A 26,671-nucleotide genomic window follows, 5' to 3' on the forward strand; every position below is an offset into this window, starting at 1 on the left:
TAGGTTAGGTATGATCGGAGTATAGTGAGACTTCGTTTTGTGATGGGGGAGGCCAATGTTGTAACTTGTATCTGACCCAAAGGGGAAGTACCAGTTGATTAGGCGAGAAGGAGAATCACATTGAAAATAAAGACCACGCTGATCAACATCTGCTGTTTGACGTTACTGTTGGTTGCGGGTCTCCCTGTAGCACAGGAGACGGCATCTGGTGATCATGTCAAGGTGCGTTGGCTGGCACCTGATACATTTCGCCAAGGAATGCGAGAGACGGTTGGATTCTACTTTGAGGTAGATCTTGGATGGCATGTGTATTGGCGTAATGCTGGAGATTCAGGGGCGGCTCCACGGTTTGATATGGAGGCTCAGGGTGCTTTATTAGGGCCGATCGAATGGCCATTCCCAACGCGCCTCCGGGTAGAGCATCTTACTAACCTGGGGTACTCCGGGAATGTTGCCTACCTGTTCCAGCTCCTCCCAGATAAGCGCACGCAAGAGGTTACCCTGCATGCGGACCTGGAGTGGTTGGTTTGTAAAGTGGATTGCATACCGGGCTTTGCCACTATGAGCCTTGTACGGCCGGTTGCAGAGCAGGCGGCTTGGCCAGCTACAGATCTGGCGTTAAGGAATTACTTTGCCAACAGGCTTCCAGGGGGAGAAAGTGAGAGCCCGTGGCAACCAGTATCCATTTCAGCGCGAGGTAGTGAGCATATTACTTTGCAGCTCAGTGGGAATCGTAGCGATGAAATACCTAGTATTTTCCCCGTAAATGGTGACTTGTACTCTGCGTCTGAGCCAGAAGTTCAGCGCAAAGATGAAACTCTCCTCTATAAGTTCAAGCGTCTGCCAGGCTCTGAGATTATTGAAAGCAGCGATTTTGTGATTACAGACTCGGACCGGGCCTGGAAAGTCTCTGCCCCCCTCTTATCCCAAGTGGAAATTGAGAAGAGCGCGACCTCTATATGGCTTTTACTTCTGTTAGCATTTATTGCCGGTCTCCTATTGAATCTGATGCCCTGTGTTTTCCCGGTGCTGTCCATCAAGCTATTTGGACTGATTAACGGTGGTAATCGCCCAACCGAACGTTTGCGTGAATCTTTCCTATATAGCGCCGGTATTATGGTGACTTTTCTTGCCCTGGGGCTTGCTTTATTGGCGCTACGCTGGGGAGGGTTGGCCGTTGGCTGGGGTTTTCAACTTCAGTCACCGGTTGTGGTAATTGGGTTAATTATGCTCTTCTGGCTGATGGCCTTATCCTTTAGCGGCTTTTTTGAGTTTGGGCACCGATTAATGGGGCTTGCTAGCTCCAGTAGCCGTGGCTCCTTTACCACCGGTGTTTTAGCTGTCTTTGTTGCGGCCCCCTGTACCGGTCCATTTATGGGAGCAGCTCTGGGAGCAGCGGTGGTGATTCCTCCACTTCAGGCTCTACTCATCTTCTTATGCCTCGGTTTAGGGCTCGCTGTGCCATTTATTTTGATGTGTGCAAGTCCTGTAATACTGAGGCATCTGCCAGCTCCAGGTCCATGGATGGAGAAGTTGCGTCAGTTTCTGGCATTTCCGCTTTACGCAACGGTGATATGGCTACTATGGGTTTTAGGGCGCCTAGCTGGGGACTCTGGTTGGTTGGCCGGTTTAAGCCTGTTGCTCGTTGTTACTCTTGCAATCTGGCTAGTAAAAAATTTTTCCAAAAAGGGGGGAGCAGCGGGCCTGATTTGTGTCGCTGCTATTTTGCTAATATCTCTACCGGCAATCCGTATGGAGGGTGGTGAGCAACCTGCAGAAATGGCGGATGACTGGCATCGTTATGACAAGGCACTGTTGACGGAAGCCTTGGATAATGGGCGCCCTGTATTTATTGACTATACCGCAGCCTGGTGTATTACCTGCCAGGTAAATAAAAAGCTGGTGCTTGATACCCCAAGTGTACAAGCATTATTTAAAAAGAATAACGTGCTTCTAATTCGGGCCGACTGGACGCGTTATAACCCTGAAATTACCCAAGCTTTACAGGATTTAGGGAGGAACTCTGTACCTGTATATGCATGGTATCCTGCAGGAGAGAAAAAACCAGAGTTACTTCCACCACTGCTACAAGAGTCTTTAATTGCAGCACTGTTTAGTAAGCACTTAACTGTTAATAGTGAGGATGGTTAATTATGAAATTATTTTTCAACGTGAGTAATTCGATACTTAAAGGAATTTTGCTTTTATTCCTGATGTTGTCGAGTGTTGTGTTGGCAGCAGCCGTTCCTGGACAAAAAGCGCCAGAATTCTCAGTAGTGGATGCTGCTGGAAAACCTCACAATCTCTCCGATTACACAGGCCAATGGTTGGTTATTGAATGGTTCAATAAAGATTGCCCCTATGTCCGGAAACATTATGGCAGTGGTAATATGCAGTCCCTTCAAAAAAGGTATACAGCACAGAAAGTAAATTGGCTCACGGTAATTTCTTCCGCTAAAGGAAAGCAGGGCTATTTGGAGCCTGAGCAGGCTATGACAGTTGCACAGAGTCACAACCTCAGCACAAGCGTACCCTTCTTACTGGATACCTCTGGAGTTATGGGGCGTGCTTATGGAGCTAAAACTACCCCGCATATGTTTATCATTAATCCTCAGGGGGAAGTCGTATATGCTGGAGCCATTGATGATAATGACTCCGCCAATCCTGCGGTTATAGGCAGTTCACACAATTATGTTTCTGCTGCACTGGATGCTTCACTGAAGGGACTGGCTGTGCCCAAGTCCTCGTCGCGGGCTTATGGGTGTAGTGTGAAGTACTAAAGGAGTTTATTTGGGGTGGAAAAAGCTCGTTATAGCTACCTGATTCAGGCGTTGATATTTATCACCTTGGTGGTACTAATGGTTACTGCCGTGGGTTATTTCCACCAAAGAGATATCCCTGAGAACCAGGCCCCTCAGTTAGAGGGGCAATCGCTGCAGGGAAATCTTATTGATCTAAAGCAAATGTACCCTAAAGGTCCAGTATTAATTTATTTTTGGGCAACCTGGTGCCCCTATTGCCGGATAGTTTCCCCCGCTGTGACTGACCTGTCTCGGGATTACCAGGTTGTTGGTGTTGCGATGCAGTCTGGAACAGAAGAGGTGGTTACCGAATATATGCGGAATCACGAACTTGCTTTTCCTTCTCTAAATGATCCATATGGTGTTTTAAGTGCCCAATGGGGCGTTAAAGTGACGCCAACCTTGCTGATTGTCGACACTGACGGGCGCGTTGCCTGGGTCACTACTGGAGCCACATCCAAATTGGGTTTGCAGTTGCGTTTAAAAATGACAAAGTAGCTCGTCACCATTAATGTCACTTTGTCGTATTTAAGCTTATATCAAACTCTCTTTCCCCGAGCCTGCGATGGTTGGCGTAAAAATTGCTCAATTGCCGGGGAGGACAGCCCTTATAGATATACTTCTATAATTCCTTAAAGGTCTGTCTCTTGCGCTGGAGAGTGGCGTGTCGGTTATTGATTCTTTTGACTATCAAGATCTGGATGCGCAAAGGGTCGGCCGTTTCGACTTTGGTATCAATACAACGTTTATTGTATATCGGTTGGGTGACACTATTATCGATGCCGGCCCCAGTAACCAGTGGAAATACGTCAAGTGGTTTGTAAAAAATAAACCTTTTCGGCAATTAGTCCTCACCCATCACCACGAAGATCATAGTGGTAACGCCGGCGCAATTTATAAGCTTACTGGTATACAGCCAAGAGCCCCTAAGGCGACAGTAGAGATATTAAAGAGAGGTTTTCGGATACCGCCAATACAGATGCTGATTTGGGGGAGGGCCGGGCGTGCGGAAGCTGCGCCACTACCGGAAGATTTAAGGTTCTCCGGCGAAAAGGTAGTTGTTATCCCCGCACCAGGGCATGCCAAAGACATGACCTGTTATCTGGTTCAGGATCGAGGGTGGATATTCACTGCTGATCTGTATGTAGCTAGTAAGTTAAAGCTATTGCGTAAAGATGAAAGTATTCCAACTTTAATGCACAGTATCAAAAAAGTGCTCACCTATGATTTTGATATTATATTTTGTCCTCATAGAGGGATTGTAGAAAAAGGAAAAATCCGCTTACAAGCCAAGTATGATTATTTGTTAAATCTTGCAACTGAAGCACGGGAATTGGACCGGCAAGGATTGCCTCTTGGTGAGATTACCCACCGGCTATTGGGAAGGGAAAACTTGATGAGTGTCGTGTCCGGTTACAACTTCAGTAAGAGAAACTTAATAGCTTCTTGTATGCGGGTTGATCCTACAGAAGTGTCTGATTATTGATCTTTCACTAAGAATAAGAAAAGTATTAAATCTCGTCCGTATGTAATTTATAAGTGAGTACCGATTTTATATAAATTGGTACTTTTAATTAAGTTGTCGCTATTCCTGAATGCCCTCAATTTACAATCAGTCTTTCGACTCTCTCATGTTAGTATTTGCAACATGTATTAAGGGATATTAGATGAGCTCAAAGATGAAGAAGATTGGCCTTTTGGGTGGAATGAGTTGGGAGAGTACAGCAATTTATTATCGCCTGATTAATGAAGGAATTGCTCAAAGGTTAGGAGGGCTGCACTCGGCTGAAATTCTACTTTATAGCGTCGATTTTGAAAAAATTGCACGGTTACAAATGGAGGGTGATTGGGCTCAGGCAAGTAATCTATTGGTTGAGGCGGCAATATGCCTGGAAAAAGCTGGTGCTGAGGGCATTTTATTGTGCACTAATACTATGCATAAAGTAGCTGGAGATATTATCGAGACTATTGATGTACCTTTTTTACATATTGGTGATGCTACAGCTGAAGCACTTAAGAACAGAGGGATAAAGACCGTCGGCTTGTTGGCGACAGCTTTTACTATGGAGCAAGATTTCTATCGTGGCTATATGCAGGAAAAGTATGGGATTGAGGTTTTGATTCCGGAGCCCAGCGATAGAGAGATAGTCCACAGGGTTATTTACGAAGAGCTCTGTAAGGGGAGAGTCCTTAACAGTTCAAAAATGGAATTTATTCGTGTTGTGGATTTGCTATCCAATCGAGGTGCCGAAGGTGTGATCCTAGGGTGTACAGAGATTTGCATGTTGCTTTCGCAAGAGGATACCTCTACTCACCTGATGAACTCCACAGAGATTCACGCTCAAGCCGCAATAAAGTTCGCACTTGATTGTTGAATAGTGTTGCTAGGTTTACTTAGAGATATCTTTGTCAACCAAAAGTTAGACTGATGCTCCACTGTGACATCCATTAAAGCCACTCTACTAGCTTCGAAGTGTATCAGTGGGTGGTTTTTTTATAACACAAATCTACTCTTGTTAGGTTTGCTTGTCCCATATTCGTTAGTTTTTTAGTATTAACCTCTTTTGTTAAGTGGGTTTTCTGTGGATGTTTGTCTGTGAGTTAGAGCTGACAAGATAAAATATCTTCACAGTATTTGTTTGTGGAAATGATATTTATCATGTTTATTACGGTAGGCTAAGGTTGTTTTTTTACCTCAAGTCATCAAATAAGTTTCATTTGTCCTCTGTAGAAGTTATTATTTGGGATATACCCTTCTTGTGTATGTGCGCTCTATTTTGCTTCCTCTTGTAATAGAATTTAATTTAATTATTTAATTAGATTTATTTTATTTTTGGCAGTTTTGTCAGTATCTACATTTTTAGTCGTTCTTAATTTTTAAATTGCCTTTTTTGCTCTTGCAAATTGTAGTTTTTCTGGCATTTTCTCTGGTTGTCACACTTCTTGCAGTGAATGTATTGGTGGTAACCTCCCTCTGCATAAGCGAGCTTTCAAGTGCGTAAAAAATTTTTATTGATCTCCTGGAGCACTACCTTAATTAGCCAATTTATTTTTGCTGTAACGCACAAATTGGTTTAAGTGAAAGCTGGTTGATTTGGCTCGGAAGAAAATAAGAGATAACTAAAACAGGGTATTTCTCCTATGAATGAAAAAAAGAAGCGCTGGCTTACGGCCTGTGGCGCTCCCTCTCTGCTGGCAGCTTCGATTGCTGCATTAAGCAGTCCCACTTTTGCTGAAGATGCACTCCTTGAGGAAGTGATAACAATCGGTACCCGTGTTGAAGGGCGTTCCGCTACAGATTCCTCCGCTCCCATCGATATCGTGACCGGAGAAGAATTTGTAAACCAGGGTGATGGAGATCTCAGTAACCTGCTTAGAAACGTTGTTCCATCCTACAACGTTAATGCAAAGCCAATTTCTGATGCTGCCTCAATCGTTCGCCCTGCAAACCTGCGTGGACTGCCACCCGATAGCACACTGGTTCTGGTAAATGGCAAGCGTCGCCATCGCGCTGCCGTCATTTCCTTCCTCGGAAGTGGTGTTTCAGATGGTGCCCAGGGGCCAGATATCTCTGCAATTCCGGCGATTGCTCTGAAACAGGTTGAGGTCCTGCGTGACGGTGCCGCAGCCCAATATGGCTCCGATGCGATTGCCGGCGTTATCAACTTTCAGTTAAAGGATGCAGCTGAGGGCGGCACGGTTGAAGCCAAGTATGCAACTACCGCTGAAGGTGATGGTGATCAGAGTACGATAGCGGCGAATTTTGGCCTGCCTCTGACAGACTCTGGTTTTGTGAATGTCAGCCTTGAGTATCGTGAGCAGGATTCTACCAGCCGCAGTGTGCAGCGGGATGATGCAGCCCAGTTGATCGCCGATGGCAATACCTATGTTGCCAATCCTGCGCAGATCTGGGGCCAGCCAGAAGTTAATGACGACACCAAGTTCTTTGTTAACAGTGCCATAGAGCTAAATGATACTGCTGAGCTGTATGCCTTTGGTAACTATGCGAGTCGTTCTACTGAAGGAGGGTTCTATTTCCGAAATCCCGAGAACCGATCTGGGGTTTTTACATATGAGGAAAAGATAGACGTAAACGGGAATGGCGTTATAGATGACGATGAAGTATTCATCCGTCCTCTAATTGGTGACTTAGATCCTAGTAACGGTATTAATGATTGCCAGAACGTGAGTGTGTCGGAAGCTCATGATCTCGATGAGTGTTTTTCTTATACAGAAATGTTCCCTGGAGGGTTTACGCCAAGATTCGGTGGAGATCTTGAGGATTACTCTATGGTCTTCGGCATACGGGGAGAATTTGCCGATGGGATTGGCTACGACGTAAGTGCCAGTAGAGGCCATAACGAAGTAGATTTCAATATTTATAATACGATAAACGCTACTTTGGGCCCAGATACACCGACTGAGTTTAGCCCTGGTGGTTATGCTCAAACTGAAACCAATTTCAATATTGATTTGACAAAGAGCACAGAACTTGCCGGAATGCCTCTGTTCATGGCCACGGGCTTTGAATGGCGTGAAGAAGAGTTTGAAGTCAAACAGGGTGATACTGCCTCCTGGCAAGTTGGTGATCTGGCGGAGCAGGGTTTCCTGATTGGTTCGAATGGATTCTCTGGTTTTGGTCCTGAGGTTGTAGGCACATTTGACCGGGATAATATTGCACTTTACACCGACTTCGAACTCGAAGTCGTCGAAGCTCTTCGATTAGGTGCGGCACTGCGTTGGGAAGATTTCTCTGACTTCGGAGATACTTCCAATTTCAAATTGTCAGCCCACTATACAATCAACGATGTGATTGCCTTGCGCTCTACGCTGAGCACCGGTTTCCGTGCTCCGACTCCGGGTCAGTCCAACATTACCAATGTCACTACGGCTTACACCAATGGCGCATTGGCTAACCGGGGAACTATTCCGGCAACCAACCCCATTGCAGTATTGAAAGGCGGTAAGCAGCTGCAGCCAGAGGAGTCTCAGAGTTTCACTTTCGGTACAATTATTGCCGCAGGTGATTGGGATATTACCCTGGATTACTTCCTCATCGATGTAACAGATCGAATCACTCAATCTGCTAACCAGGAACTGACTGATGAAGAGCGGGATCAGTTGGTTCAGGATGGCATCAGTGGTGCTGATTCCCTTGAATATTTCCGTTTCTACACCAATGACTTCGATACCCAAACCCAGGGTATCGACTTGGTGGCGACTTACCCACTCGGTGATGCGACAGATTTCAACCTGGCTTTCAACTGGACGGAAACAGAAGTTACCGATTTCAGTACGGATACCATGGATGAAATGCGTATCAGGCAGCTGGAGGATGGCTTACCAGAAGTGCGTGGTAATGCATCTGTCACCCATAGTGGTGACAGCTGGCGGGGCCTAGTGCGACTTAACTACTACGGTAGCTACTGGGAAGCACATTTGGACGATTACAGCTTGCCCATTGATGCCGGTGATGAGTGGACTGTGGATATTGAGGCTGCTTATGACTTCAATGATTCCATGACCTTGATCGCAGGTGCGGAAAACGTATTCAACAACTATCCAGATAAAAACCCCTGGTCCGGTGTTGCTGGAGCGGAATATCCGGAAACGGCACCTATGGGATTCAATGGAGCTCTGTACTACGTAAGAGCGCAGTATGAGTTCTAAGTAATCCCAGCTGTAGCTGGAATTTTGTAGCTGGCTAACCTGGTGTTTCTTGATACCGGGTTAGCCGACTGCAGAATTATGTGACGATTAGATCCCGCTGTAAGTAGCGGGGTTTTTACATATCCCACAGTGAATTTGTGGCCATAGATAAGGTAATTCTTTCCTTATCTTGTATTTGTTTCAGGTCTTCAAACACCTCTTTCACCTCCATCGACTCAATTGCCCCATACACCGCCTGATAGAGTTCTGAGAAATAGCGATCTACCTCTCGTCCCATAATATTAATTTCACGAATTGTCGGTGGATCACTCAGATTGAGGCGGCGAATAAAGTCATTGGCACTTTCTTCATGGGTGTATTGCAGCCATGTCTTCATCACCTTATTTTGCGCTACATCATTGTAGTTCTGCAGGTTTTTCGCCATTCTCTGCTCATGCTCAAGCATGTGTTTTAATAGCAATTGGGTTCGGTAGTCCTCTGATTTATCCAGTAAGGTCTCGTAAACAGCTGCCATTTCCAGGTGAAATCTTTCAGCATCCTTGATGACTTCAAATGCTTGTTTGAAAGTCTTCATAGTAAGTACCCTCTGATGACCAGGCTATTGCCTGGGCTTTAAAATATTTTTACATCAGCACTCGCTCTCTACTTTATATAGCATTTATCCAGTTAATAAGGACCTGTGGAAATATTCCGAAAAAAACCAGTACGGCAGCGAGAGTTGCGATTAAAAATTGCCCTGAAGTGGTAATTTGTAACGTTTCGCTGTTACTGCTAGTGTCAATGGCATCTCTTTGTACCATCGTAAGTAGAAGACGAAGGTAATAGAAGAGGCCCAATGCACTACCAATAACCACACCAGCGAGAAGAGCCCACATTTTTCCTTCAACACCTGCGGTAAAGACGTAAAATTTCCCAATAAACCCAATAGTTAAGGGAATTCCAGCCAGAGATAACAGCATTAGAGCAAGACAGCTCGCCAGCCATGGACTACGCCAGAGTAATCCCCGGTAAAAGTCCCTGTGATAAGGATCGTCTGCACTGTTGGTCACGTCACTGACATTTGTTCCATGGGTTAGTTGGGCGGCCTCCACTGAATCGGCTATTAGGCCAATGATTGCAAAGGCTCCGAGTGTAGTAATGACATAGGCGACCATGTAATAAATAACCGCCTCTGTACCAAACGCGCTATTGCCGATGATAAACGCCACAATTAAGTAGCCGATATGGCCGATTGAGGAGTAGGCCAGCAGCCTTTTGATATTGTTTTGCATCAGGGCCAATAAATTTCCTATCAGCATGCTAGCTATGGCGGCGATTGTCAGTAAGTCAATAAGAATAGGGCTCTGGTAGAGATTTAAGGTATTAAAGAATCGCAACAGAAAGGCAATTACGGCTGTTTTTCCCACCGTGGCGATCAACGCCGTCGTAGGCGTAGGTGCGCCCTGGAATACATCGGGTGTCCAGATATGAAATGGAACCAGTGATAACTTGAAAGCAACAGAAATGACCAGCAGAGTGGCGCCGGTTGCAAAAAGAGCAGAAGTCTGTGAAAGATCCTGTATCCGTGTAGCGATACTGCCAAAGTCCAGTGCCCCAGACGCCGCATAAATTAATGCGATACCGAATAGCCCGAGAGCGGTAGAAAGTGCTGAAAGGATTAAGTATTTAAAGGCAGATTCCAGGGAATTTACTTGATCTTTGCTTGAGGACAAATTGCCAGTAACCGCAAATCCCAACAGTGGATAAAGTGCGAGGCTAATTAATTCTATACCGAGGAAAAAGGTGGCAAAGTGGCTGGCAAATACCAGGGTGCTTGCTCCCAAAATGGCGAGCAAAAGTAGTATATAAAACTCTTCTGGATAGCTATCCGGATTTCTATTCAGGTCACACCGAAGCTTTAAGTAGTTGTATCCCATAACGCTGACGGCTATGGCGGTAACTAATATCAGCAGACAGAAGAACAATGAGTTGTAGTCAATCGAGAGTAGGGCAGTCACTTGAATGGACCCGTTATTGCCCGATAGGGTGGCTCCAACCCAGAAACAGGCAATGATAGCGGCTACCAAAGTGATAAGAGTTGTAACCAGAGCGCCCGCATGATTTCTCCAGAAGGATACTTGGAGCAGCAAAATTACAATACCGGCACTAATCAGTAAAAGCGGTAGGATAGAAAATAGTTCTTGGGCACTCATAGAGATGTACCTGTATTAGCGCTTTTAGCAGTAGGAGAGGCTAAGCTTGCTGAAGTTTCCGGCCCTGTCTTTTCTATGACGACTTCTTCATTTTCGGGGGGCTGAAATTTTTGCATTGATTTGGCAATCGTAGGCTCGGCGATATCAAAGATAGGCTGGGGGCGGAGCCCGAAGATCACGAGAAGCACCGCCAGTGAAAGAAGCGCAGAGATCTCCCTGAGGCTTAGATCACTGACAGTTTTCCCCTCTGTAGCGGGTTTCAATTTGTCATTAAACTTGCCAAAGAAGACACGCTGCATCATCAATAGTGCATAGAGTGCTGCTCCAATAAGCCCAATTGCTGCAATAACCGTTAACCAGTGATTAGCTTTAAAGCTACCAACAAGCACCAGGAATTCGGCAACAAAATTACCGAGCCCAGGCAGTCCCAGCGAGGCAATGGCAAAGAAGAGTGCAACGGCGGATAGCTTTGGCAGAAGAGGCCAGACACCGCCGAGCTGGCTCATATCCCGAGTATGGAGACGATGCTGTAGTGCGCCTACTAATGCGAAGAGAGCAGCGGTACTCAAACCGTGGGCGATCATTTGCATCACTGCGCCCTGCAGGGCGATAGTATTCAGCGCGTAGAGCCCCAATAGAACAAATCCCATATGGCTCACACTGGAATAGGCCACAAGTCTTTTCATATCCTTCTGAGCGAATGCTAGCGATGCGCCGTAGACCACACTGATGGCTCCAATGGTCATTGCAACCGGTGCAAAAGCTTGTGAACTCTCCGGGAATAAGGGCAGTGTAAAACGTAATAAACCATAGGCTCCTGTTTTCAATAGAATCGCTGCCAGCAGAATACTGCCGGCAGTAGGGGCCTGGGTATGGGCGTCAGGTAACCAGGTATGGAAGGGCAGCGCTGGCAACTTGACGATAAAGGCAATAAAAAATCCGAGCATTAACCAATAAGCTGCTGTTGCAGGCAGTTGAGCACCCAACAAATCCATATAGTTAAAGGTCAGTTGTCCGCTATTCCGATAGTGGATAAATGCCAAGGCAACGATGGCAATCAGCATTAACAAGCTGCTTGCCTGGGTGAAAATAAAGAACTTTATCGCAGCGTAGACTCTGCCCTCATAGCCCCAAACTGCAATCAACAGCAGCATGGGAATCAGCATGACTTCCCAGAAGAAAAAGAATAAAAACAGGTCGATAGCGGTAAACACACCGACAATACCGGCCAGTGTCCACAGGTAGTTAAAATAAAAGAAGCCGCGCCGGAAGGTGACATCATTCCAGGTCATTACTAACCCAAAGATTCCCATCCCCATTGTCAGTAGCAGCATAAGAAAGCTGAGTCCATCAATCGCCAGATGGAAGCTGATCCCAAACCTGGGTATCCACGATATCAAAAGGCTATCCCACCACTGACTGTCACCTGTAACAGCTGTGGACTCTGCCTGGGGAAAATAGCTGATCAAGAGCAGGGATGCGATTATCAGGGAAACCAGGCTGATTAAGCGTCCACCCTCATAGAGATGTCTCTCTGCCAGCCAGGCTAATATTCCCCCAACAAATAAAATTATAATTATTGCCAGTAATGTCATAGAGCCACCAACAGGGCTAGGAATAAAATTGATCCGGCTACAAAGGTGGCCAGGTACCAACGTATTTGGCCATTTTGTGAAGAGCTGAGGGCGTTATTTAGATGTGCACTCAGCGAAGCGGTACCCTTGTAGATGCTGTCGATAATATCTTTGTGGTTAAGGGCGGTGATAAATTTAAAAGGTCTTACAAAGACCCGGTCATAGACCCAGTCAAAACCCCATCCCTTAAACCAAAACTGCATTAGTGGAGAGCGCTGCTCCCCAACTTTCTTCTCGAACAGGAACATTTTCCAAGCGATAAACAGGCCGATCAGCGGCATAGCAATGGCAATGGCTTCAATGACCCAGGAGTGGTGTTCATCGGTTGGGGTGCCAAAGACTCCCTGGAGAGGTGGAGCGAGAATTCCACCAAATAGGGCAAGTACGGCGAGGAGGCCCAAGGGAAGGATCATCACCGTGTTATTGGCGTCTTTACAGTGTGAGGAAGCGCTGCCCTCACTGCCCAGAAATGCAAGAAACAGAACCCGGAAGCTATAAATCCCTGTGACCAGCGCACCTAATAGACCGGCAAGCCAAAGCAGGTTTACTCCTTGATGATATTCATAAGCACTGAGCAAAATATGATCTTTGCTGTAGAAACCGGATGTAAATGGGAGTGCTGCCAGGCAGGCGCAACCGATGGTAAAGCAGATAAAGGTAAAGGGGATTTTGCGATAGAGGCCGCCCATGGCGAAGATATTCTGCTCGTGATGTACGCTGAGGATTACTGACCCCGCGGAGAGGAAGAGCAGAGCCTTGAAGAAGGCGTGGGTCATCAAATGGAAGATGGCTCCTGACCAGGCACCCACACCCAGGGCCAGGAACATATATCCAATCTGGGAGATGGTTGAATAGGCCAGGACCCGTTTGATATCACTTTGTGCGATAGCACTGAATCCGGAGATTAATAGAGTCAGAGCGCCGACAATGGCTACAGCTGTCATGGCGGTTCCAGACAGCTGATAAAGCGGGTGCATGCGGGCGATCAAGTAGACCCCGGCCGTCACCATGGTGGCAGCGTGGATAAGGGCGCTGACGGGAGTGGGGCCTGCCATCGCATCGGGAAGCCAGGTCTGGAGTGGAATCTGAGCTGACTTACCCACAGCGCCACCCAGTAACAGCAGCATAGCGATAGTGACAATTTGAGTATTGACCCCGGGATTCCCTGCTGCTGTGATGAGCTCCGGTATATTTAGTGTTGAGAACTCAAAGAACAACAGGAACAAGCCGATCGCCATGGCAGTATCGCCGACGCGGGTGACGATAAATGCCTTCTGCGCGGCCGCGCCGTTTGCGGGGTCCTTATACCAAAAGCCGATGAGCAAGTAGGAACAAAGACCAACGCCTTCCCATCCCAGATAGAGAAGTACCAGGTTGTCCGCCATTACAAGAATTAACATGGCAGAGACAAATAGATTCAGGTAGGAAAAGTAGCGGCGGAAATCCGGATCTTCACGCATATATCCGGCTGAGTATAAGTGAATAAGGAAGCCCACTCCGGTAATGATCATCAGCATTACCAGGGTTAGCCAGTCCACATGAAAGGTGAAGCCGAGTTGGAGGTCAGATACTCGCATCCACTGCCAAACTGACAGCGTGACGACCGATTCCGGGTTGCCCAGAAAGGTGGAGAGTGCGAGGTTAAAAACCAGAATCGCTGCGATTCCCACACTGCCCACCCCAATCAGGCTCACTAACTTTTGTGAGGGCTCCTTTTGTGTAAAGAGTGGAATGCTGATGAGGGTCAGGAAACCAAGAAAGGGAAGCAATGGTATCCAGGCTAGTGATCCGTTCATATTAACCCCTCAATCCATTGAGCTGGTCAATATCGACCGTGTGTTTGCGATAATAGAATTGCAAGACCAGCGCCAGTGCAATGGCTACTTCGGCAGCGGCCAGGGTGACAACAAAAACAAACATCACCTGTCCATCAGCATTGCCCCAGTGTGCACCGGCGACAACAAACATTAATGCTGCGGCATTGGTGCAGATTTCAATACACATCAGCATGAAAATAATATTTCTTCGGATGAGTAATCCGGCTAATCCCAAGCAAAACAGAATGGAGGCCAACAGCACGCCAGCCTCCAAACCAGGTGCAGATTCGATAGGCATAGCTTCACTCCGGTTTGACTGTTCTTCTGTGTCGGGCGAGGTGAAAAGCTCCAACAAGCCCTGCTAAAAGCAGCATTGAAGCGAGTTCGACAGCGAGAACGTAATGGCTAAAAAGTGCGATACCGACCTGTTTGGGCCCGATATAGTGATAGGTTTGCTCTGAAGGAATTTGCCCACTACTAACCAGCAGAAGTAACTGGATTAACAAAATGGCTGATAGAAGGGCTGGGCCAATCCAGGTGTGGGGTTGTAACCAGGCTTGCTCCTGTGCAACTGAAGCGTCTCCCTGATTGAGCATCATGATGACAAAAATAATCAATACCATGATGGCGCCGGCATAAATAATAACTTCCAAAGCTGCTGCCAGGGGAGCGCCAAACTGGTAGAAAATAACGGCAACCGATAAAAGTGAAGTGACAAGATATAGTAGCGCGTGGACCGCGTTCTTGTGAAAGATAACCATGGCGGTTGAGACAATGGCAACCGCAGCGGTTAAGTAGAAAATGTAATTCACTGGGAAAACCTCTTTTTAGTTATTAGCCTTATTGAAATCAGAGATTTAGGCTTTTTACATTAATGGGCTCGGCCTCATTTTGAGCTTCGCCCTTGTCCTTTCCTGAGATGGCCTTTCCTGCAATTTGATAAAAGCTGTAGTCGTGATACTTACCGGGGCCACTGATTAGAAGATCTTCCTTTTCGTACACCATGTTTTGCCGATCGTACTCGCACATCTCAAAGTCAGGTGTTAGCTGGATGGCATAGGTTGGGCAGGCATCTTCACAAAGCCCACACATAATGCAGCGGGAAAAATTGATACGAAAATATTTGGGGCGCCAGCGGCCGTCTGGATCTTCTGTTTTTTGCAGTGAAATACAATCAGGAGGGCAGGCAACGGCGCAGAGATTACAGGCAACGCAGCGCTCGTCACCGTTGGGATCTCGGGTGAGCACTATCCTGCCGCGATATCTGGGAGCCAGGTAGGGCTTTTGGTCGGGGTATTGTACGGTAACGTTCTTCCGGAACAGGTGTTTAAATACCAACCACATGCTGCGAATCTGGCTTGAAATCATTTCTTTGGCCTCGCACGCTTATTTTAATTTTCTAGGCAGTCCACAAAAGTACCGCTGCGGTAGCCAGTAGATTGATAAGGGCCAGAGGTAGCATGACCTTCCAGCCGAATTTCATTAATTGGTCGTAGCGGGGGCGTGGAATCGCCGCCCTTAAAAGAATAAACACACCAACCAGAATGGCAGTCTTCAGGCAAAACCAGATAAATGGGGGCAGTAGGGGGCCGTGCCATCCACCGAGAAACAGTGTGGTGATTAGCGCTGAAATTAGGATAACTGCCAGATATTCACCCACAAAGAACATGCCGAACTTCATACCGGAGTATTCGGTATGGAATCCCGCTGTCAGCTCATGTTCAGCTTCCGGAAGATCAAATGGAGTTCTGCGGCTCTCGGCAATACCGGCAATAAAGAAAACAATAAAACCCAGGAATTGAGGGATGATAAACCAACCATCTGCCTGGGCATTAACAATCTCGCGCAGATTGAAACTGCCTGAGAGCATAACAACGCCCATCAGGCTCAAACCCATAAATACTTCATAGGACACGGTTTGAGCGGCAGCCCTTAGCCCACCGAGCAGAGCATATTTATTATTTGATGCATATCCCCCAAGAATTACGCTATAGACTGCAATAGAACTCATAGCCAGCACAAACAGTAAACCGATATTCAGGTCGGTGACCCCAATATTGGGCGATATGGGCACTACAGCAAAGGCAATCAACATGGTTGCCATAACTACAGTGGGTGCCAGTACAAATACGGGAATATCTGCAAATTTCGGAGTGAAGTCTTCCTTAAAGAACAGCTTGATCATATCTGCAATAACTTGCAGGGTGCCAAATTTCCCTACCCGGTTAGGGCCCGGGCGATCTTGCCAAAAGCCCAATAGGCGGCGTTCGCCCCAAGTTAAAATGGCTGCTAGCAGCACAGTAACTATCAATACGCCGAAAATATTGAGCAATATGATCCAGATATTTGTGCTCATAATTAGTCCTCTTGCCCGATTGCGGAGCTTTCTTCCACTGGCAACAGATTGGCGCCACCCGGTAATACGGGGGCAAGAGTTTCAAGCCCTGGAAGACCATAGGGCACACCCAGGCTGCCCGAAGGTTGGCTATCGGAGATAACCACACTGCCCCGGAAAACACCGCTATTGGTGTCTAACGCCACTGTGTCTCCCTGGTTGAGGTTGGCACTTTCGGCATCACCGCGATTTAAAGTAAAGAATGGCTTATCGATCACTGTAGCGATGGCCATTGCGCGGTTGCTGAGCTCTTCCGAACCAAACATTCGGTAAATCGGCAGTGTCGCCAGACTGTGGTTATCGCTATCTGTATCGCCATCGGAGGCTGTGGGCAAGGACCACTCCGATAGAGCTTGCTCTCGCCGCTGGATATATTTACCCGAGGCACCACCACGGCGTTCGCCACCTACTTCCTGCTGAAACTTGAAAATCGATTGGTTGGAGTTCCATCCGGGAGACCAGATATTGGCTTGCAGCGGTGATCGGTTCGGATTGTGCACACCTTCCATGCTAAAGCTCATAGGAGCATCGGGGTCTTGGTGTGGGGGCTCCTCTGAGACATGTTCCTCTGCGTGAATAGCCGTGCGCCCACTGTAGCGAGCGGTCTGTCGAGCAACCTTCAGCCCTTCAATCCGGAAGTTTTCATCCGGCCCTAAATCTTTGATGACCTTGAGTGAAGCAACACTTTCTGCCAGGGAATCGGTGATATCCGGGCAATGATTCCAATTGATAATAGTGTCGATACTCTCGGAGTGTTCTGTGCAAAAACCAGCGGCATCTACCAGCCAGCGCCAGCTCTCCTGGATATATCCAGTGCCTTCATAGACCGCATAAAATCGCTGAGCCAAACCGGTATTGTTAACAAATGTCCCTTGGGATTCGGCCGTTGCGGATACAGGAAAGATTAAGTCGGCATGTTTGGCGGTTTCATTGAGCAGGGTGTCCAGCAGAATAATATGGTCGACGCTGGCAAACAGACTGTTTAACTCTTCACTCGCGATTCTTAGGGAGAGGTCATTCTCCAGAATCACTAGGGTTTTATCGATATTGGTTTTGTCATTCTTGAGTTCAGTGATCAGATGCTCAAGGGAACCGGTTTCGGGCTCAAACAGCTGAATAACTCCCAAGCTATTAGCCTCTTCACAACACAAGTATAGAGAAGTAGGTTTGCCATTTTTTTCTGCCAGTGCACTGGCGATTTTGGCTGCGCTGTGGGTAAGGTGGATATTTTTGCTGCTGGTTCCAGAGATGATCACTGGGTTCTTGGCCGCAGTTAATATTGCAGAGATTCTTTCAGCTTCCTCCAGATTCTCTGCACTCAGTGAAGTTTTGTTGCTTTTAACCTCCAGAATATTATTGGCAATTGCCTGGCTGATTTGGGCAGCCTGTTCCGGCAGGGTATAGATCGCTTTACAGGTAATATCTGAGATCTGATTGAGTTCAGTGCCGATAAAAATAATCGGGCTGGGTTCACCCTCTAATTGTCGAACAGAAGCATCCTGCCACAAGGGTATTCTTAATGATTCAGCTTGTTCTTTTTGGCGGCTCCGTGCTGCTTGGCGAACTGCGAGGGCAACCCTGGGGGCTGTGTTGTAGATATCTTCCCCGAGTATCAATACAACATCTGAATTTTCTATCTCAGGGATGGTCGGGCTGTGGATATTGGCATCGCTCTGAATTCTATCGACAAGGTGTAGTAGCTGCATATCCCGCTGGTTGAGGCCAGAGAAGAAGTTATCCCATCCTACAAACTTTAATAGGGCGAAGTTATTTTCCAGCGATGCCCTGGGTGAGCCAATGCCGATTAAGCGGTGCTCACCTCTCTGAGCTGATGCGAGTTTTTCTGAAAGTGAGAACACTGCGTCCTTGGGGGAAACCTCTTTGTGCAGACGTTCATCAGTTTCTGCTGTAGAGCTGATCACGGCATCTTTGCGCGCAGAAAGTACCTGGGTTATCCGGCTCTTACTGTTGACATATTCGTATCCAAAGCGCCCCCGATCACAGAGAAAATAGCCGTTGATATCGTGGTGATATAAGTTGACCACACGGCGCAACATCGGGTCTTGGTTGTTGCCGGATTCCCTCGCTCCAGGCGCGGTGTTGCAACCCACGGCACAGTGTTCACAGACTGAGGCAGCTGTCTGTAAATCCCATTTTCGGACAAAGTGCTGGCTGAAAGTCTTATCGGTAAATACTCCGGTGGGGCACACTTCGACAAGGTTCCCACTAAAACCATTTTCCAGCATGCCCTCGGTATTGCGGCCAAAAAAGACCTGGTGATTGCGACCCAGTGCTTGTAAATCCTCGCCGCCGGCATAGTCATGATAGAACCTGACACACCGGTAGCAGGTAATACAGCGATTCATTTCGTGATTGATAAAGGGGCCGAGATACTGGTTTCGATGGGTGCGCTTGGTACCCTGATAGCGGCGCATGGTATGACCGGACATTTCAGTCATATCCTGTAAGTGGCACTCGCCGCCCTCCTCACAAACCGGGCAATCGTGAGGGTGGTTGGTCATCAGGTCTTCTATCACAGAACCGCGAAAATCTTTCGCAGCTTCCGAACTGACACTGTAAATACCGCCGTCTTTTATCGGCGTCATACAGCTCATAATCAAACGGCCCCGTTGATCTTCGCTGTCCTTATGCTCGATAACTGCACACTGGCGGCAGGCGCCAACAGAACCCATGGCGGGGTGCCAGCAAAAATAGGGGACATTCAAACCCAGAGACAGGCAGGCAGTGAGCAGGTTTTGATCTCCATCAACCTGGTATTTATTACCGTCTATTGTGATGGTTGGCATTTGAAATCCATTTTCTTTTTATTAATGCTTTCAGGGGCAGGGTTGTTGTACTAAGTTAGTCGCGCTAATTTATTGGTAGGGGCAACAACCGCCTTCAATATGGTCGATAAAATCCTGTTCAAAAAGTTTTAACGCGCTTTGTATCGGCTCGGCGGCACCGGGAGCCAGGGCGCAAAAAGTATTGCCGGGGCCAATACGCTCGCACTGTTCCCTGAGGAGTTCCAAGTCTTCTTTAGTCCCCTGGCCAGACTCTATTCTCTCCAGAATTTTGACGGCCCAGGGCAAGCCATCCCTGCAGGGGGTACACCAGCCACAGGATTCCCGCGCGAAGAACTGGGTCAAGTTCAGTACCAAGCCTACGGGGCAGGTTTTATCGTCGAGTACGGTGATCGTGCCGGTCCCCATACGGCTGCCGGCCTTGCCGATAACGTCGTAATCCATGGGAAGATCGAGGTGGTCCGGGCCGAGGAAGTCGGTCGATCCTCCACCGGGAAGAATGCCCTTCAGTTGTAGGCCATCTTTCATGCCACCGGCATGTTGTTCAATAATTTCGCGAATGGGCGTCCCCATTGGGAGTTCCCAAGCCCCTGGATTATTAACCTTGCCGCTAACACCAAATATTTTGCTTCCCGCATCGTCACCCCGGCTAAGGTTTTTGTACCACTCCACGCCGTGGCTAATTAAATGGGGGAGGTTGCACAAGGTCTCTACATTGTTAACGACAGTGGGTTTGCCCCAAAGCCCGCTGACCTGTGGAAAGGGGGGCTTGGCGCGGGGAATGGCCCGCTTGCCTTCAAGGGCGTTTAGCAGTGCGGTTTCTTCACCACAGATATAGTTACCGGCGCTGCGGTGCAGGCAGATCTCCAGATTAAAGCCACTGTCGAAAATATTTTCGCCAATCATGCCCTGCTGCTTGGCTTCATCGATTGCCTGTTCGAGCCGGTTTGCAGCCAGGTGGTATTCACCACGAATAAAAATATAGGCGTGAGAGGCGCGAATGGCATAGGCGGCTATAGCCATTCCCTCAAGAAGGAGGTGAGGGTCTCGCTCCATTAGCAATCGGTCTTTGAAGGCGCCGGGTTCCATTTCATCGGCGTTACAGACAACGTACTTCTGCTTGGGCGAATCTTCACCCCTAGGTACAAAACTCCACTTCAGCCCAGTATTAAACCCCGCTCCACCGCGTCCGCGCAGGCCTGCATCTTTTACTTCGTTAATAATGTCGTCCGGTACCATGGTGATGGCTTTGCGCCAGCCCTGGTAGCCGTCGTTTTCCACATATTGCTCAATAGTGGCGGCAATATTTTCACTGGAAATATTTTTAGTCAGTGGATTTGTCAGCATGGTATTTTTTCTTCTTATCGATTAATTCATCAATACCTTTCTCATCCAAATGGCGATGCATATCCTCGCCGAGCATAAGGACTGGGGCTTTGTCACAATCTCCCAGGCAAGGCGTTTCCAGCAGGGTGAAAATCCCATCTTCGGAGGTCTCTCCAGGCTGGATATTTAAGCGCTCAGATATTTTTTTCTGCAAATTATCGCAACCCATAATCCAGCAGCTGGAGCTTTTGCACAGGTAGATCACTTCCTTGCCTACGGGTTGGCGGAAAATCAACTGAAAGTAAGTGGCGACGCTCTCAAGTTCTGCAACGGGAATATCCAGATAATTGGAAATTGCCTGGAGGCTCTCATCGGAAACCCAGCCGCGATGTTTCTGTACAATCCGCAACGCCTCGAGCCCCACTGAAGTTTTCTCGTGGTAGTGGGTGGCTTCCTGATCAATTTCCTCTTTTTCTTGTACTGTTAAGGTCGCCTGGTTGTCTGCTGAGTTGCTATTGCCTTGCTCCATTACTTCAATCAATTCCGGTTCTAATAAGCTGGACATAGTCGCCCCCGAGATAGAACTTGCGGAGGTGTCGTTGAGGCGCTGCTGCCATCTGTGTGTGCGATGGCTGAAACGCTGGGTGTATTTCCGTGCACTTTTCTACTCCGCTGCTATACGGCTCTGTGCGTGCCGTAGTTTTTTATTGTTATCTGTCCACATCCGCCATGACGAAGTCGATGCTGGCAATAATGGCAATAAGGTCAGCAATCAACAGTCCGTTGGACATCAACGGAATCATTTGCAGGTGTGGGAATGAAGGGGTGCGAATTCGGGTCCTGTATGAGGTGGTCCCCCCATCACTAACGATCTGGTAGCTGTTGATACCTTTGGTGGCCTCAATGGGATAACACACTTCGCCAGCTGGCATTACCGGTCCCCAGCTGTTATTCACAAAGTGCTGAATTAAAGTCTCGATATCCTCCATGGTGCGCCCCTTTCGCGGAGGGGTAGTCAAAGGGTGGTCCGACTTATAAGGGCCTGCCGGCATATTTTCCAGGCACTGGCGGATAATCCGCAGGCTCTGCCATATCTCATCCACCCTGACCCGGCAGCGGTCGAAACAGTCCCCACCATCGTAGCTGGGAATCTCGAACTCGAACTGATCATAGCCGCTGTAAGGGCGCTTTTTACGCAGATCCCAATCCAGGCCCGTGGCGCGAAGCCCTGGCCCGGTAACCCCCCACTCAAACGCCTCCGCCGTATCGTAGACACCAATGCCACGGGTGCGGCGTTGCAGGAGTTTGTTTTTAATTACCATGCCGTCGTAATCGGCTAAGCGTGCGGGCATATAGTCGAGAAAGTCCCGCACCATCTTGTCCCAACCTTGGGGTAAGTCCTGCGCTACACCGCCGATACGGAACCATGCCGGGTGCATTCTGCCGCCGGTAATGGCCTCAACTATTCCAAACAGTTTTTCCCTATCGATAAACATATAGAACACGGGAGACATCTGCCCCACGTCCTGGGCAAAGGTGCCAAAAAATACCAGGTGGCTGGATATGCGGAAGAACTCGCACATCATCACCCGTATCATCTGTGCGCGTTCAGGGACCTTAATGCCGGCGAGTTGTTCCAGTGCCATCACATAGGGCAGGTTGTTCATGACACCGCCGAGGTAATCGATACGGTCGGTGTAGGGCACATAGGTATGCCAGGCCTGGCGCTCGGCCATCTTCTCCGCACCGCGATGGTGGTAACCGATATCTGGCACTGCATCGATAATCTGTTCACCATCCAGCTGAAGGGCTACACGGAATACCCCGTGCACACTGGGGTGATTCGGGCCCAGGTTGAGGAACATAAACTCTGAGTCTTCATTACTCCTGGCCATGCCCCAGTCTTCCGGCCGGAACAGCAGGGCGTCTTGTTCTTTGCGCTCCTTCTCTTCTGACAGACTAAATGGGTCGACTTCGGTAGCTCGGGCATGGTGATCCTTGCGCAGTGGATGCCCCTTCCAGGTCAGCGGCATCATGATTCTCTGTAAATGGGGATGACCGGGAAAGTCGATACCGAATAGATCCCACACTTCCCGTTCATACCAGTTGGCATTCTCCCAAACGGCAGTAATAGTCGGTGCGCTCAGATCACTCTCGGGAAGAGCCACCTTGATACGGATAAATAAATTGCGGGTAAATGAAAGTAGTTGATATACCAGGGTGAAATCGCTGGAAGGCTGTTTTTCGGTTCCCTCCCCACGGTTGACCCGCAGCCGTTCGTCGATAGCACTCAGGTCATACAGCATTTCAAATGGCTGGGCGATATCCCGCTTGAGAAAGAGCAAAAGAGGGATCAAGGCATGTTTCTCGATCCACAGTGTGGGCATATCATCACAGTGTGGCTGCCACCAGAACGAGTGAAGCTTATATCCGGTGTCGAGGTCCCGAATAAATGCCTCTGCTGCTTTCCTGTAGGGAGTTGCTGTGTGGACAGTTTTCGCAATTACGCCAGTCATTGGCTATTCCGTTGTTTTTTTCTTATTCCATGAAGCCTAAACACTGTCGGGCGCACGTAGCATGGCAGCTTTCATACGTTCCTCCCTATGGAGATCACGCTGACTGGGCTTTGGAACCTTGTGAGTTCCTTGATCATCCACAACCCAGCTGAAGGTTCGTCTCTCCGCAGCCACCGACTTTTGCAGCAAGGTTAAGCCCTGTAGTAGGGCCTCTGGGCGTGGTGGACAGCCGGGCACATAAACATCGACCGGGAGAAACTTATCGACCCCCTGAACCACACTGTAGATATCGTACATACCGCCGGAATTTGCGCAGGAACCCATGGAGATGACCCAACGGGGCTCGATCATTTGCTCGTAGAGTCGCTGTACCACTGGTGCCATTTTCAGGAAAACCGTACCTGAAATTACAATCAAATCCGCTTGTCGCGGGGTTGCACGGATGACCTCAGCGCCAAAGCGGGAGATGTCGTGGCGGCTGGTGAAGGCGGTGGCCATTTCTACATAGCAGCAGGACAACCCGAAGTTAAATGGCCATAGGGAATTTGAACGGCCCCAGGAAACCAGCTCTTCGAGTTTGGTAAGGAGAATATTTTTTTCTAAATCTTGAGTGCTTATTTCTTCAGAAGGATTGCCGCGTTCAGTGGCAATCAGGTCGTCGGCTTTGCTCAGCTTCCAGCGCATTATGAATTCTCATTGTTGTTATCGGGGTTTTTGGCGTTTCTCCAAACTCTTCTGGTATCCGCCCCAGTCAAGTGCACCCAGGCGCCACAGATAGATAAGCCCCACCAGCAGTATCACGATAAATACGGTGGCCTCGATAAACCCGAGCAGGCCAGTTTCATAAAATGCGATGGACCAGCTAAACAGGTAAATCGCCTCAAGGTCGAAGACGATAAACAGGATGGCAACAAGGTAATAGGCGACAGATAGGCGCAGGCGCGCATTGCCCTGGGAAACAATACCCGACTCATAGGGCTCATCGGTAGCTGGATCTCTGCGTTTTTGACCGAGAAAATAGGAAAGGCTGAGCATTAAGATAATTAGGGCAAATACGGCCAGGCAATAAACAATCAATGGCCAAATCTGAGGGGTGAACTGATCCGGGTAATTCAACTTCGCTCTCCCATGTTTCTGCGGGCGAAGCCCGTATCAATCACTGGTCTTGCAGTAAAAGGGCAAATCAAGAATTCTGATTTTGAGGGTGCTCTCACGCAAGAAGAGATAATTTGAAAAACGATTATTGCTTTTCTGAGAAATTTTTTAGTTGTCGGTAATCCTATTCGCTTGTCTGATTTATAAATCGTTGCGGGAGATAGCGCCAGTGGTGCGAAGGAACGTTTAATTCTTATGTGTATACTTTTTATTCGGTAGGGTTATGTAATGTCTTGCGACAGCTGAATAAATGAAAATGTGCGCCAGTTTTCAGAAGATGAAGGAGGGTCCTATTGCTATTAAACTATTCCTCTGATTAAAAGCAGATCGGAATTTTAGGGTTACGCTGTACTGGAATTAGAATGTGATGTTATTGATTTGTTTGGCACCTAATAATTCCATCATAGTGCATTCCACTTGCGGCTCTGTATGGGAGCTTCCACTTGTTATGAGTGAGGTAGTTTGGCCAAGCAAGTACATTTATCCAATTCTTCTCGGTATTTCTAACAAGGTACACATCGCTTGCGTTACATTGAAGCTTGTACCTACGGAACCCTTCTTCTATCACGGAATAATCTCGCCCCTTAAACTGAACTTCAGAGTCACCCCAATGGCCATCTGAGCTTTCAAAGCTTACATCGGGATTGTGGATTTTTATAATGCCAAAGAGGAATGTGATTCCTAAAGCCAAAATTAATAAGCAAATTGCTCTTATTGTGGTGGTAGTCATCGCTTGCTTCTGAGTAACTTTTAGTCTCTTTTTAGGCATGCTTTCGGCGTAGGTATATAGAGCTTAACTTCTATAAGAATTGTAATATACAAGCAGTTTGTTGATTAGCGACAATGATTTGCTGTGTGTTGATTACTTGCGAATTACAAGGTCACCACCACTAAACTGAATTTTCTGTCCTTCGAAGATAACTTCCTCCCAGCTATCAGGGTTCGACGATTCGTTTTCATGTACCACTAAATAGCAAAAATTTGGATTTTCAGTTTTGGGTAAACTACTTACTAGTGAAGCTGCACTGATACCATACTTTTTGCATAGTTCAAGCTGTCCTATCGCCGACTTTACCTGAATTAAAATACCAATATGCTCAGCTTTAAGTTCTATCGTCTCAAAGTCATTCACCGATTCTAGCTCGGTTAAATATCTTTTTAATTCTTCTATGGCTGGGTTCATAGTGATTTACTCATGATGCCTCGCTGAGCCGAGGATATGCAGAATTTATTTTGTGATTAGCTCAGCGAAGTATGTGTCAATGTTGTGTACGTTCTAATTATGATTTGTCCCAATCTTTAAATGGAAAATCTAATAAATTGGAGTTGTAATATCTTGGATCTCCAGTGACCTCTTTATCAATCCACTCCGGCAACTCTACACTTTCAGATTCACTTTGCATCTCGACTTCAGCAACAATCAAGCCGTCATTGTCTCCATGAAAGATATCTATTTCCCAGGTGTGTTTTTCGTGCTCTACTATGAATCTCGTTTTATCTATGATGGGACCATCACATAGCTCCGCAATCATTTCATTTGCGTCTTCAAAGGGTATTGGATACTCAAACTCAGTCCGTGTAATTCCTTTACTTTCACCTTTCAATGTTAGATATGCATGCTCTCCGATTACGCGAACTCTGACTACAGCTTTGGACTCCGTACTTACATAGGCTTGTTTGATTCTCTTTCCACCTGTAAAAGAAGCAATAGCCTTTTTATCTACTAAGAACTTCCGCTCAATTTCCTTTGCCATACTTTCTCAACCCTAAATCTTAACACTTGCTTAATAGGCATATACGAGGTAGTCAAAATCTGACACGCAGCGTAGTAGTCAGCCAGTATATGCCCTTGTTGGAGCATTTATAAGCCGTTTTTGCCGACTCCTTTCAATGCAATTAACGCTTCCCTTGCTTTTTCAGATTGTACAAAAATATGGTCATGGAAGTATGCTGCAATTACATTTGCACTAATACCCTTCGAAGCTAGTTTGTTAGAAACAGAGGCTGTTAATCCAACAGCCTCTAAACTAGAATGTACGGTTAAAGTTATTTGCTTGTAAGTATTTTTAAACTGCAAGCCCTCACGGCTTGCGATATCCTTTGTTAAGACAAGTGTTAATCCTTCTTTTTCGTTGAAGCTTGCAAGTGGGTTCCATTCAATATATTGAGCTAATGAGCCTGAAACAGTGCAAAATACAAATTCACCTTCAATAAGTTCGGGATTCATTTCGCTCAAAAGACGCTCTAGTTCTAGTATTCCTGACATTGCTTGATGATTCCAAATTCTTGCTTGTACAGCAAGCGCCAATCAATATGGAGCATGGCTGCAAAATGGTGGTGGTCCAACAAATACTTGTTCTT

The 26,671-nt window shown here is 47.4% G+C and carries 23 protein-coding genes; 6 read left to right on the top strand and 17 right to left on the bottom strand.

Going from position 1 to position 26,671, the window contains the following annotated elements:
- The first annotated feature begins 120 nt into the window (after nucleotides 1–120).
- The 6 genes from ACJJI1_RS12695 (at nucleotide 121) to ACJJI1_RS12720 (ending at nucleotide 8,471) form a co-directional block, all read left to right on the top strand.
- A complete protein-coding gene (locus ACJJI1_RS12695; RefSeq protein ID WP_444956878.1) occupies nucleotides 121–2,151 on the top strand; it encodes a protein-disulfide reductase DsbD family protein in 2,031 nt (676 codons plus the stop codon).
- Nucleotides 2,152–2,153: 2 nt separating this feature from the next.
- Nucleotides 2,154–2,780, top strand: coding sequence for a thioredoxin family protein (locus ACJJI1_RS12700; RefSeq protein WP_444956879.1), 627 nt, complete (start codon nucleotides 2,154–2,156; stop codon nucleotides 2,778–2,780).
- 15 nt (nucleotides 2,781–2,795) lie between these two features.
- Nucleotides 2,796–3,299: a protein disulfide oxidoreductase gene (locus ACJJI1_RS12705; RefSeq protein WP_444892922.1), complete on the top strand. Its 504-nt coding sequence runs from the start codon at nucleotides 2,796–2,798 to the stop codon at nucleotides 3,297–3,299.
- Nucleotides 3,300–3,465: 166 nt separating this feature from the next.
- Nucleotides 3,466–4,287, top strand: a complete 822-nt coding sequence (locus ACJJI1_RS12710; protein WP_282934039.1) for an MBL fold metallo-hydrolase — start codon at nucleotides 3,466–3,468, stop codon at nucleotides 4,285–4,287.
- A gap of 181 nt (nucleotides 4,288–4,468) precedes the next feature.
- Nucleotides 4,469–5,176 (top strand): aspartate/glutamate racemase family protein, encoded by a 708-nt coding sequence (locus tag ACJJI1_RS12715; protein WP_444939852.1) that lies wholly within the window; start codon nucleotides 4,469–4,471, stop codon nucleotides 5,174–5,176.
- Nucleotides 5,177–5,942: 766 nt separating this feature from the next.
- Nucleotides 5,943–8,471 carry a TonB-dependent receptor plug domain-containing protein gene (locus tag ACJJI1_RS12720; protein ID WP_444956880.1) on the top strand — a complete coding sequence of 843 codons (2,529 nt, stop codon included), beginning with the start codon at nucleotides 5,943–5,945 and terminating at the stop codon, nucleotides 8,469–8,471.
- A gap of 115 nt (nucleotides 8,472–8,586) precedes the next feature.
- On the opposite strand, the gene ACJJI1_RS12725 is transcribed toward ACJJI1_RS12720, so the two are convergent.
- The 17 genes from ACJJI1_RS12725 to ACJJI1_RS12805 form a co-directional block, all read right to left on the bottom strand.
- A complete protein-coding gene (locus ACJJI1_RS12725) occupies nucleotides 8,587–9,045 on the bottom strand; it encodes a hypothetical protein (RefSeq protein WP_444956881.1) in 459 nt (152 codons plus the stop codon).
- 73 nt (nucleotides 9,046–9,118) lie between these two features.
- The gene (locus ACJJI1_RS12730) at nucleotides 9,119–10,663 is read right to left on the bottom strand and encodes an NADH-quinone oxidoreductase subunit N (RefSeq protein WP_444956882.1); all 1,545 of its coding nucleotides are present in this window, start codon (nucleotides 10,661–10,663) and stop codon (nucleotides 9,119–9,121) included.
- Nucleotides 10,660–12,258 carry an NADH-quinone oxidoreductase subunit M gene (nuoM, locus tag ACJJI1_RS12735; RefSeq protein ID WP_444956883.1) on the bottom strand — a complete coding sequence of 533 codons (1,599 nt, stop codon included), beginning with the start codon at nucleotides 12,256–12,258 and terminating at the stop codon, nucleotides 10,660–10,662. The genes ACJJI1_RS12730 and nuoM overlap by 4 nt, the downstream gene beginning before the upstream one ends.
- A complete protein-coding gene (gene nuoL, locus ACJJI1_RS12740; RefSeq protein WP_444956884.1) occupies nucleotides 12,255–14,093 on the bottom strand; it encodes an NADH-quinone oxidoreductase subunit L in 1,839 nt (612 codons plus the stop codon). The genes nuoM and nuoL overlap by 4 nt, the downstream gene beginning before the upstream one ends.
- A gap of 1 nt (nucleotide 14,094) precedes the next feature.
- Entirely contained in the window at nucleotides 14,095–14,412 is a 318-nt protein-coding gene (gene nuoK, locus ACJJI1_RS12745; protein WP_444892930.1) for an NADH-quinone oxidoreductase subunit NuoK, read from the bottom strand.
- Nucleotides 14,413–14,416: 4 nt separating this feature from the next.
- Nucleotides 14,417–14,926: an NADH-quinone oxidoreductase subunit J gene (gene nuoJ, locus ACJJI1_RS12750; RefSeq protein WP_413664586.1), complete on the bottom strand. Its 510-nt coding sequence runs from the start codon at nucleotides 14,924–14,926 to the stop codon at nucleotides 14,417–14,419.
- A 37-nt stretch (nucleotides 14,927–14,963) separates the two neighbouring features.
- Nucleotides 14,964–15,482, bottom strand: a complete 519-nt coding sequence (gene nuoI / locus ACJJI1_RS12755) for an NADH-quinone oxidoreductase subunit NuoI (RefSeq protein ID WP_444956885.1) — start codon at nucleotides 15,480–15,482, stop codon at nucleotides 14,964–14,966.
- Nucleotides 15,483–15,513: 31 nt separating this feature from the next.
- A complete protein-coding gene (gene nuoH, locus ACJJI1_RS12760; RefSeq protein WP_282934030.1) occupies nucleotides 15,514–16,470 on the bottom strand; it encodes an NADH-quinone oxidoreductase subunit NuoH in 957 nt (318 codons plus the stop codon).
- Nucleotides 16,471–16,472: 2 nt separating this feature from the next.
- Complete coding sequence (gene nuoG / locus ACJJI1_RS12765) at nucleotides 16,473–19,316, bottom strand: NADH-quinone oxidoreductase subunit NuoG (protein ID WP_444956886.1); 2,844 nt, start codon at nucleotides 19,314–19,316, stop codon at nucleotides 16,473–16,475.
- Between the two features lie 69 nt (nucleotides 19,317–19,385).
- Nucleotides 19,386–20,660, bottom strand: a complete 1,275-nt coding sequence (nuoF, locus tag ACJJI1_RS12770) for an NADH-quinone oxidoreductase subunit NuoF (protein ID WP_444956887.1) — start codon at nucleotides 20,658–20,660, stop codon at nucleotides 19,386–19,388.
- Nucleotides 20,638–21,204 (bottom strand): NADH-quinone oxidoreductase subunit NuoE, encoded by a 567-nt coding sequence (nuoE, locus tag ACJJI1_RS12775; protein WP_444956888.1) that lies wholly within the window; start codon nucleotides 21,202–21,204, stop codon nucleotides 20,638–20,640. Before nuoE ends, nuoF begins: the two co-directional genes overlap by 23 nt.
- Before the next feature lie 145 nt (nucleotides 21,205–21,349).
- A complete protein-coding gene (gene nuoC / locus ACJJI1_RS12780; RefSeq protein ID WP_444956889.1) occupies nucleotides 21,350–23,155 on the bottom strand; it encodes an NADH-quinone oxidoreductase subunit C/D in 1,806 nt (601 codons plus the stop codon).
- 36 nt (nucleotides 23,156–23,191) lie between these two features.
- Complete coding sequence (locus ACJJI1_RS12785; RefSeq protein WP_444956890.1) at nucleotides 23,192–23,839, bottom strand: NADH-quinone oxidoreductase subunit B; 648 nt, start codon at nucleotides 23,837–23,839, stop codon at nucleotides 23,192–23,194.
- An 18-nt stretch (nucleotides 23,840–23,857) separates the two neighbouring features.
- A complete protein-coding gene (gene ndhC / locus ACJJI1_RS12790; protein ID WP_444956891.1) occupies nucleotides 23,858–24,271 on the bottom strand; it encodes an NADH-quinone oxidoreductase subunit A in 414 nt (137 codons plus the stop codon).
- A 901-nt stretch (nucleotides 24,272–25,172) separates the two neighbouring features.
- Nucleotides 25,173–25,493, bottom strand: a complete 321-nt coding sequence (locus ACJJI1_RS12795; protein WP_444956892.1) for a hypothetical protein — start codon at nucleotides 25,491–25,493, stop codon at nucleotides 25,173–25,175.
- Nucleotides 25,494–25,590: 97 nt separating this feature from the next.
- On the bottom strand, nucleotides 25,591–26,064 hold the full coding sequence (locus tag ACJJI1_RS12800; RefSeq protein WP_444956893.1) for a CYTH domain-containing protein: 474 nt from the start codon (nucleotides 26,062–26,064) through the stop codon (nucleotides 25,591–25,593).
- Nucleotides 26,065–26,171: 107 nt separating this feature from the next.
- Nucleotides 26,172–26,576, bottom strand: coding sequence for an ACT domain-containing protein (locus tag ACJJI1_RS12805; protein WP_444956894.1), 405 nt, complete (start codon nucleotides 26,574–26,576; stop codon nucleotides 26,172–26,174).
- Nucleotides 26,577–26,671 lie beyond the last annotated feature (95 nt).

The sequence above is a fragment of the Microbulbifer maximicatervae (SeqCode) genome (assembly GCF_052467065.1).

Bases quoted from the DNA above. Each gene is read 5' to 3' on its own strand.
- ACJJI1_RS12700 (WP_444956879.1), top strand. From the start codon at position 2,154: ATGAAATTATTTTTCAACGTGAGTAATTCGATACTTAAAGGAATTTTG.
- ACJJI1_RS12715 (WP_444939852.1), top strand. From the start codon at position 4,469: ATGAGCTCAAAGATGAAGAAGATTGGCCTTTTGGGTGGAATGAGTTGG.
- ACJJI1_RS12720 (WP_444956880.1), top strand. From the start codon at position 5,943: ATGAATGAAAAAAAGAAGCGCTGGCTTACGGCCTGTGGCGCTCCCTCT.
- ACJJI1_RS12725 (WP_444956881.1), bottom strand. From the start codon at position 9,045: ATGAAGACTTTCAAACAAGCATTTGAAGTCATCAAGGATGCTGAAAGA.
- ACJJI1_RS12730 (WP_444956882.1), bottom strand. From the start codon at position 10,663: ATGAGTGCCCAAGAACTATTTTCTATCCTACCGCTTTTACTGATTAGT.
- nuoM (WP_444956883.1), bottom strand. From the start codon at position 12,258: ATGACATTACTGGCAATAATTATAATTTTATTTGTTGGGGGAATATTA.
- nuoL (WP_444956884.1), bottom strand. From the start codon at position 14,093: ATGAACGGATCACTAGCCTGGATACCATTGCTTCCCTTTCTTGGTTTC.
- nuoK (WP_444892930.1), bottom strand. From the start codon at position 14,412: ATGCCTATCGAATCTGCACCTGGTTTGGAGGCTGGCGTGCTGTTGGCC.
- nuoI (WP_444956885.1), bottom strand. From the start codon at position 15,482: ATGATTTCAAGCCAGATTCGCAGCATGTGGTTGGTATTTAAACACCTG.
- nuoH (WP_282934030.1), bottom strand. From the start codon at position 16,470: ATGAGCACAAATATCTGGATCATATTGCTCAATATTTTCGGCGTATTG.
- nuoG (WP_444956886.1), bottom strand. From the start codon at position 19,316: ATGCCAACCATCACAATAGACGGTAATAAATACCAGGTTGATGGAGAT.
- nuoF (WP_444956887.1), bottom strand. From the start codon at position 20,660: ATGCTGACAAATCCACTGACTAAAAATATTTCCAGTGAAAATATTGCC.
- nuoE (WP_444956888.1), bottom strand. From the start codon at position 21,204: ATGTCCAGCTTATTAGAACCGGAATTGATTGAAGTAATGGAGCAAGGC.
- nuoC (WP_444956889.1), bottom strand. From the start codon at position 23,155: ATGACTGGCGTAATTGCGAAAACTGTCCACACAGCAACTCCCTACAGG.
- ACJJI1_RS12785 (WP_444956890.1), bottom strand. From the start codon at position 23,839: ATGCGCTGGAAGCTGAGCAAAGCCGACGACCTGATTGCCACTGAACGC.
- ACJJI1_RS12795 (WP_444956892.1), bottom strand. From the start codon at position 25,493: ATGAACCCAGCCATAGAAGAATTAAAAAGATATTTAACCGAGCTAGAA.
- ACJJI1_RS12800 (WP_444956893.1), bottom strand. From the start codon at position 26,064: ATGGCAAAGGAAATTGAGCGGAAGTTCTTAGTAGATAAAAAGGCTATT.
- ACJJI1_RS12805 (WP_444956894.1), bottom strand. From the start codon at position 26,576: ATGTCAGGAATACTAGAACTAGAGCGTCTTTTGAGCGAAATGAATCCC.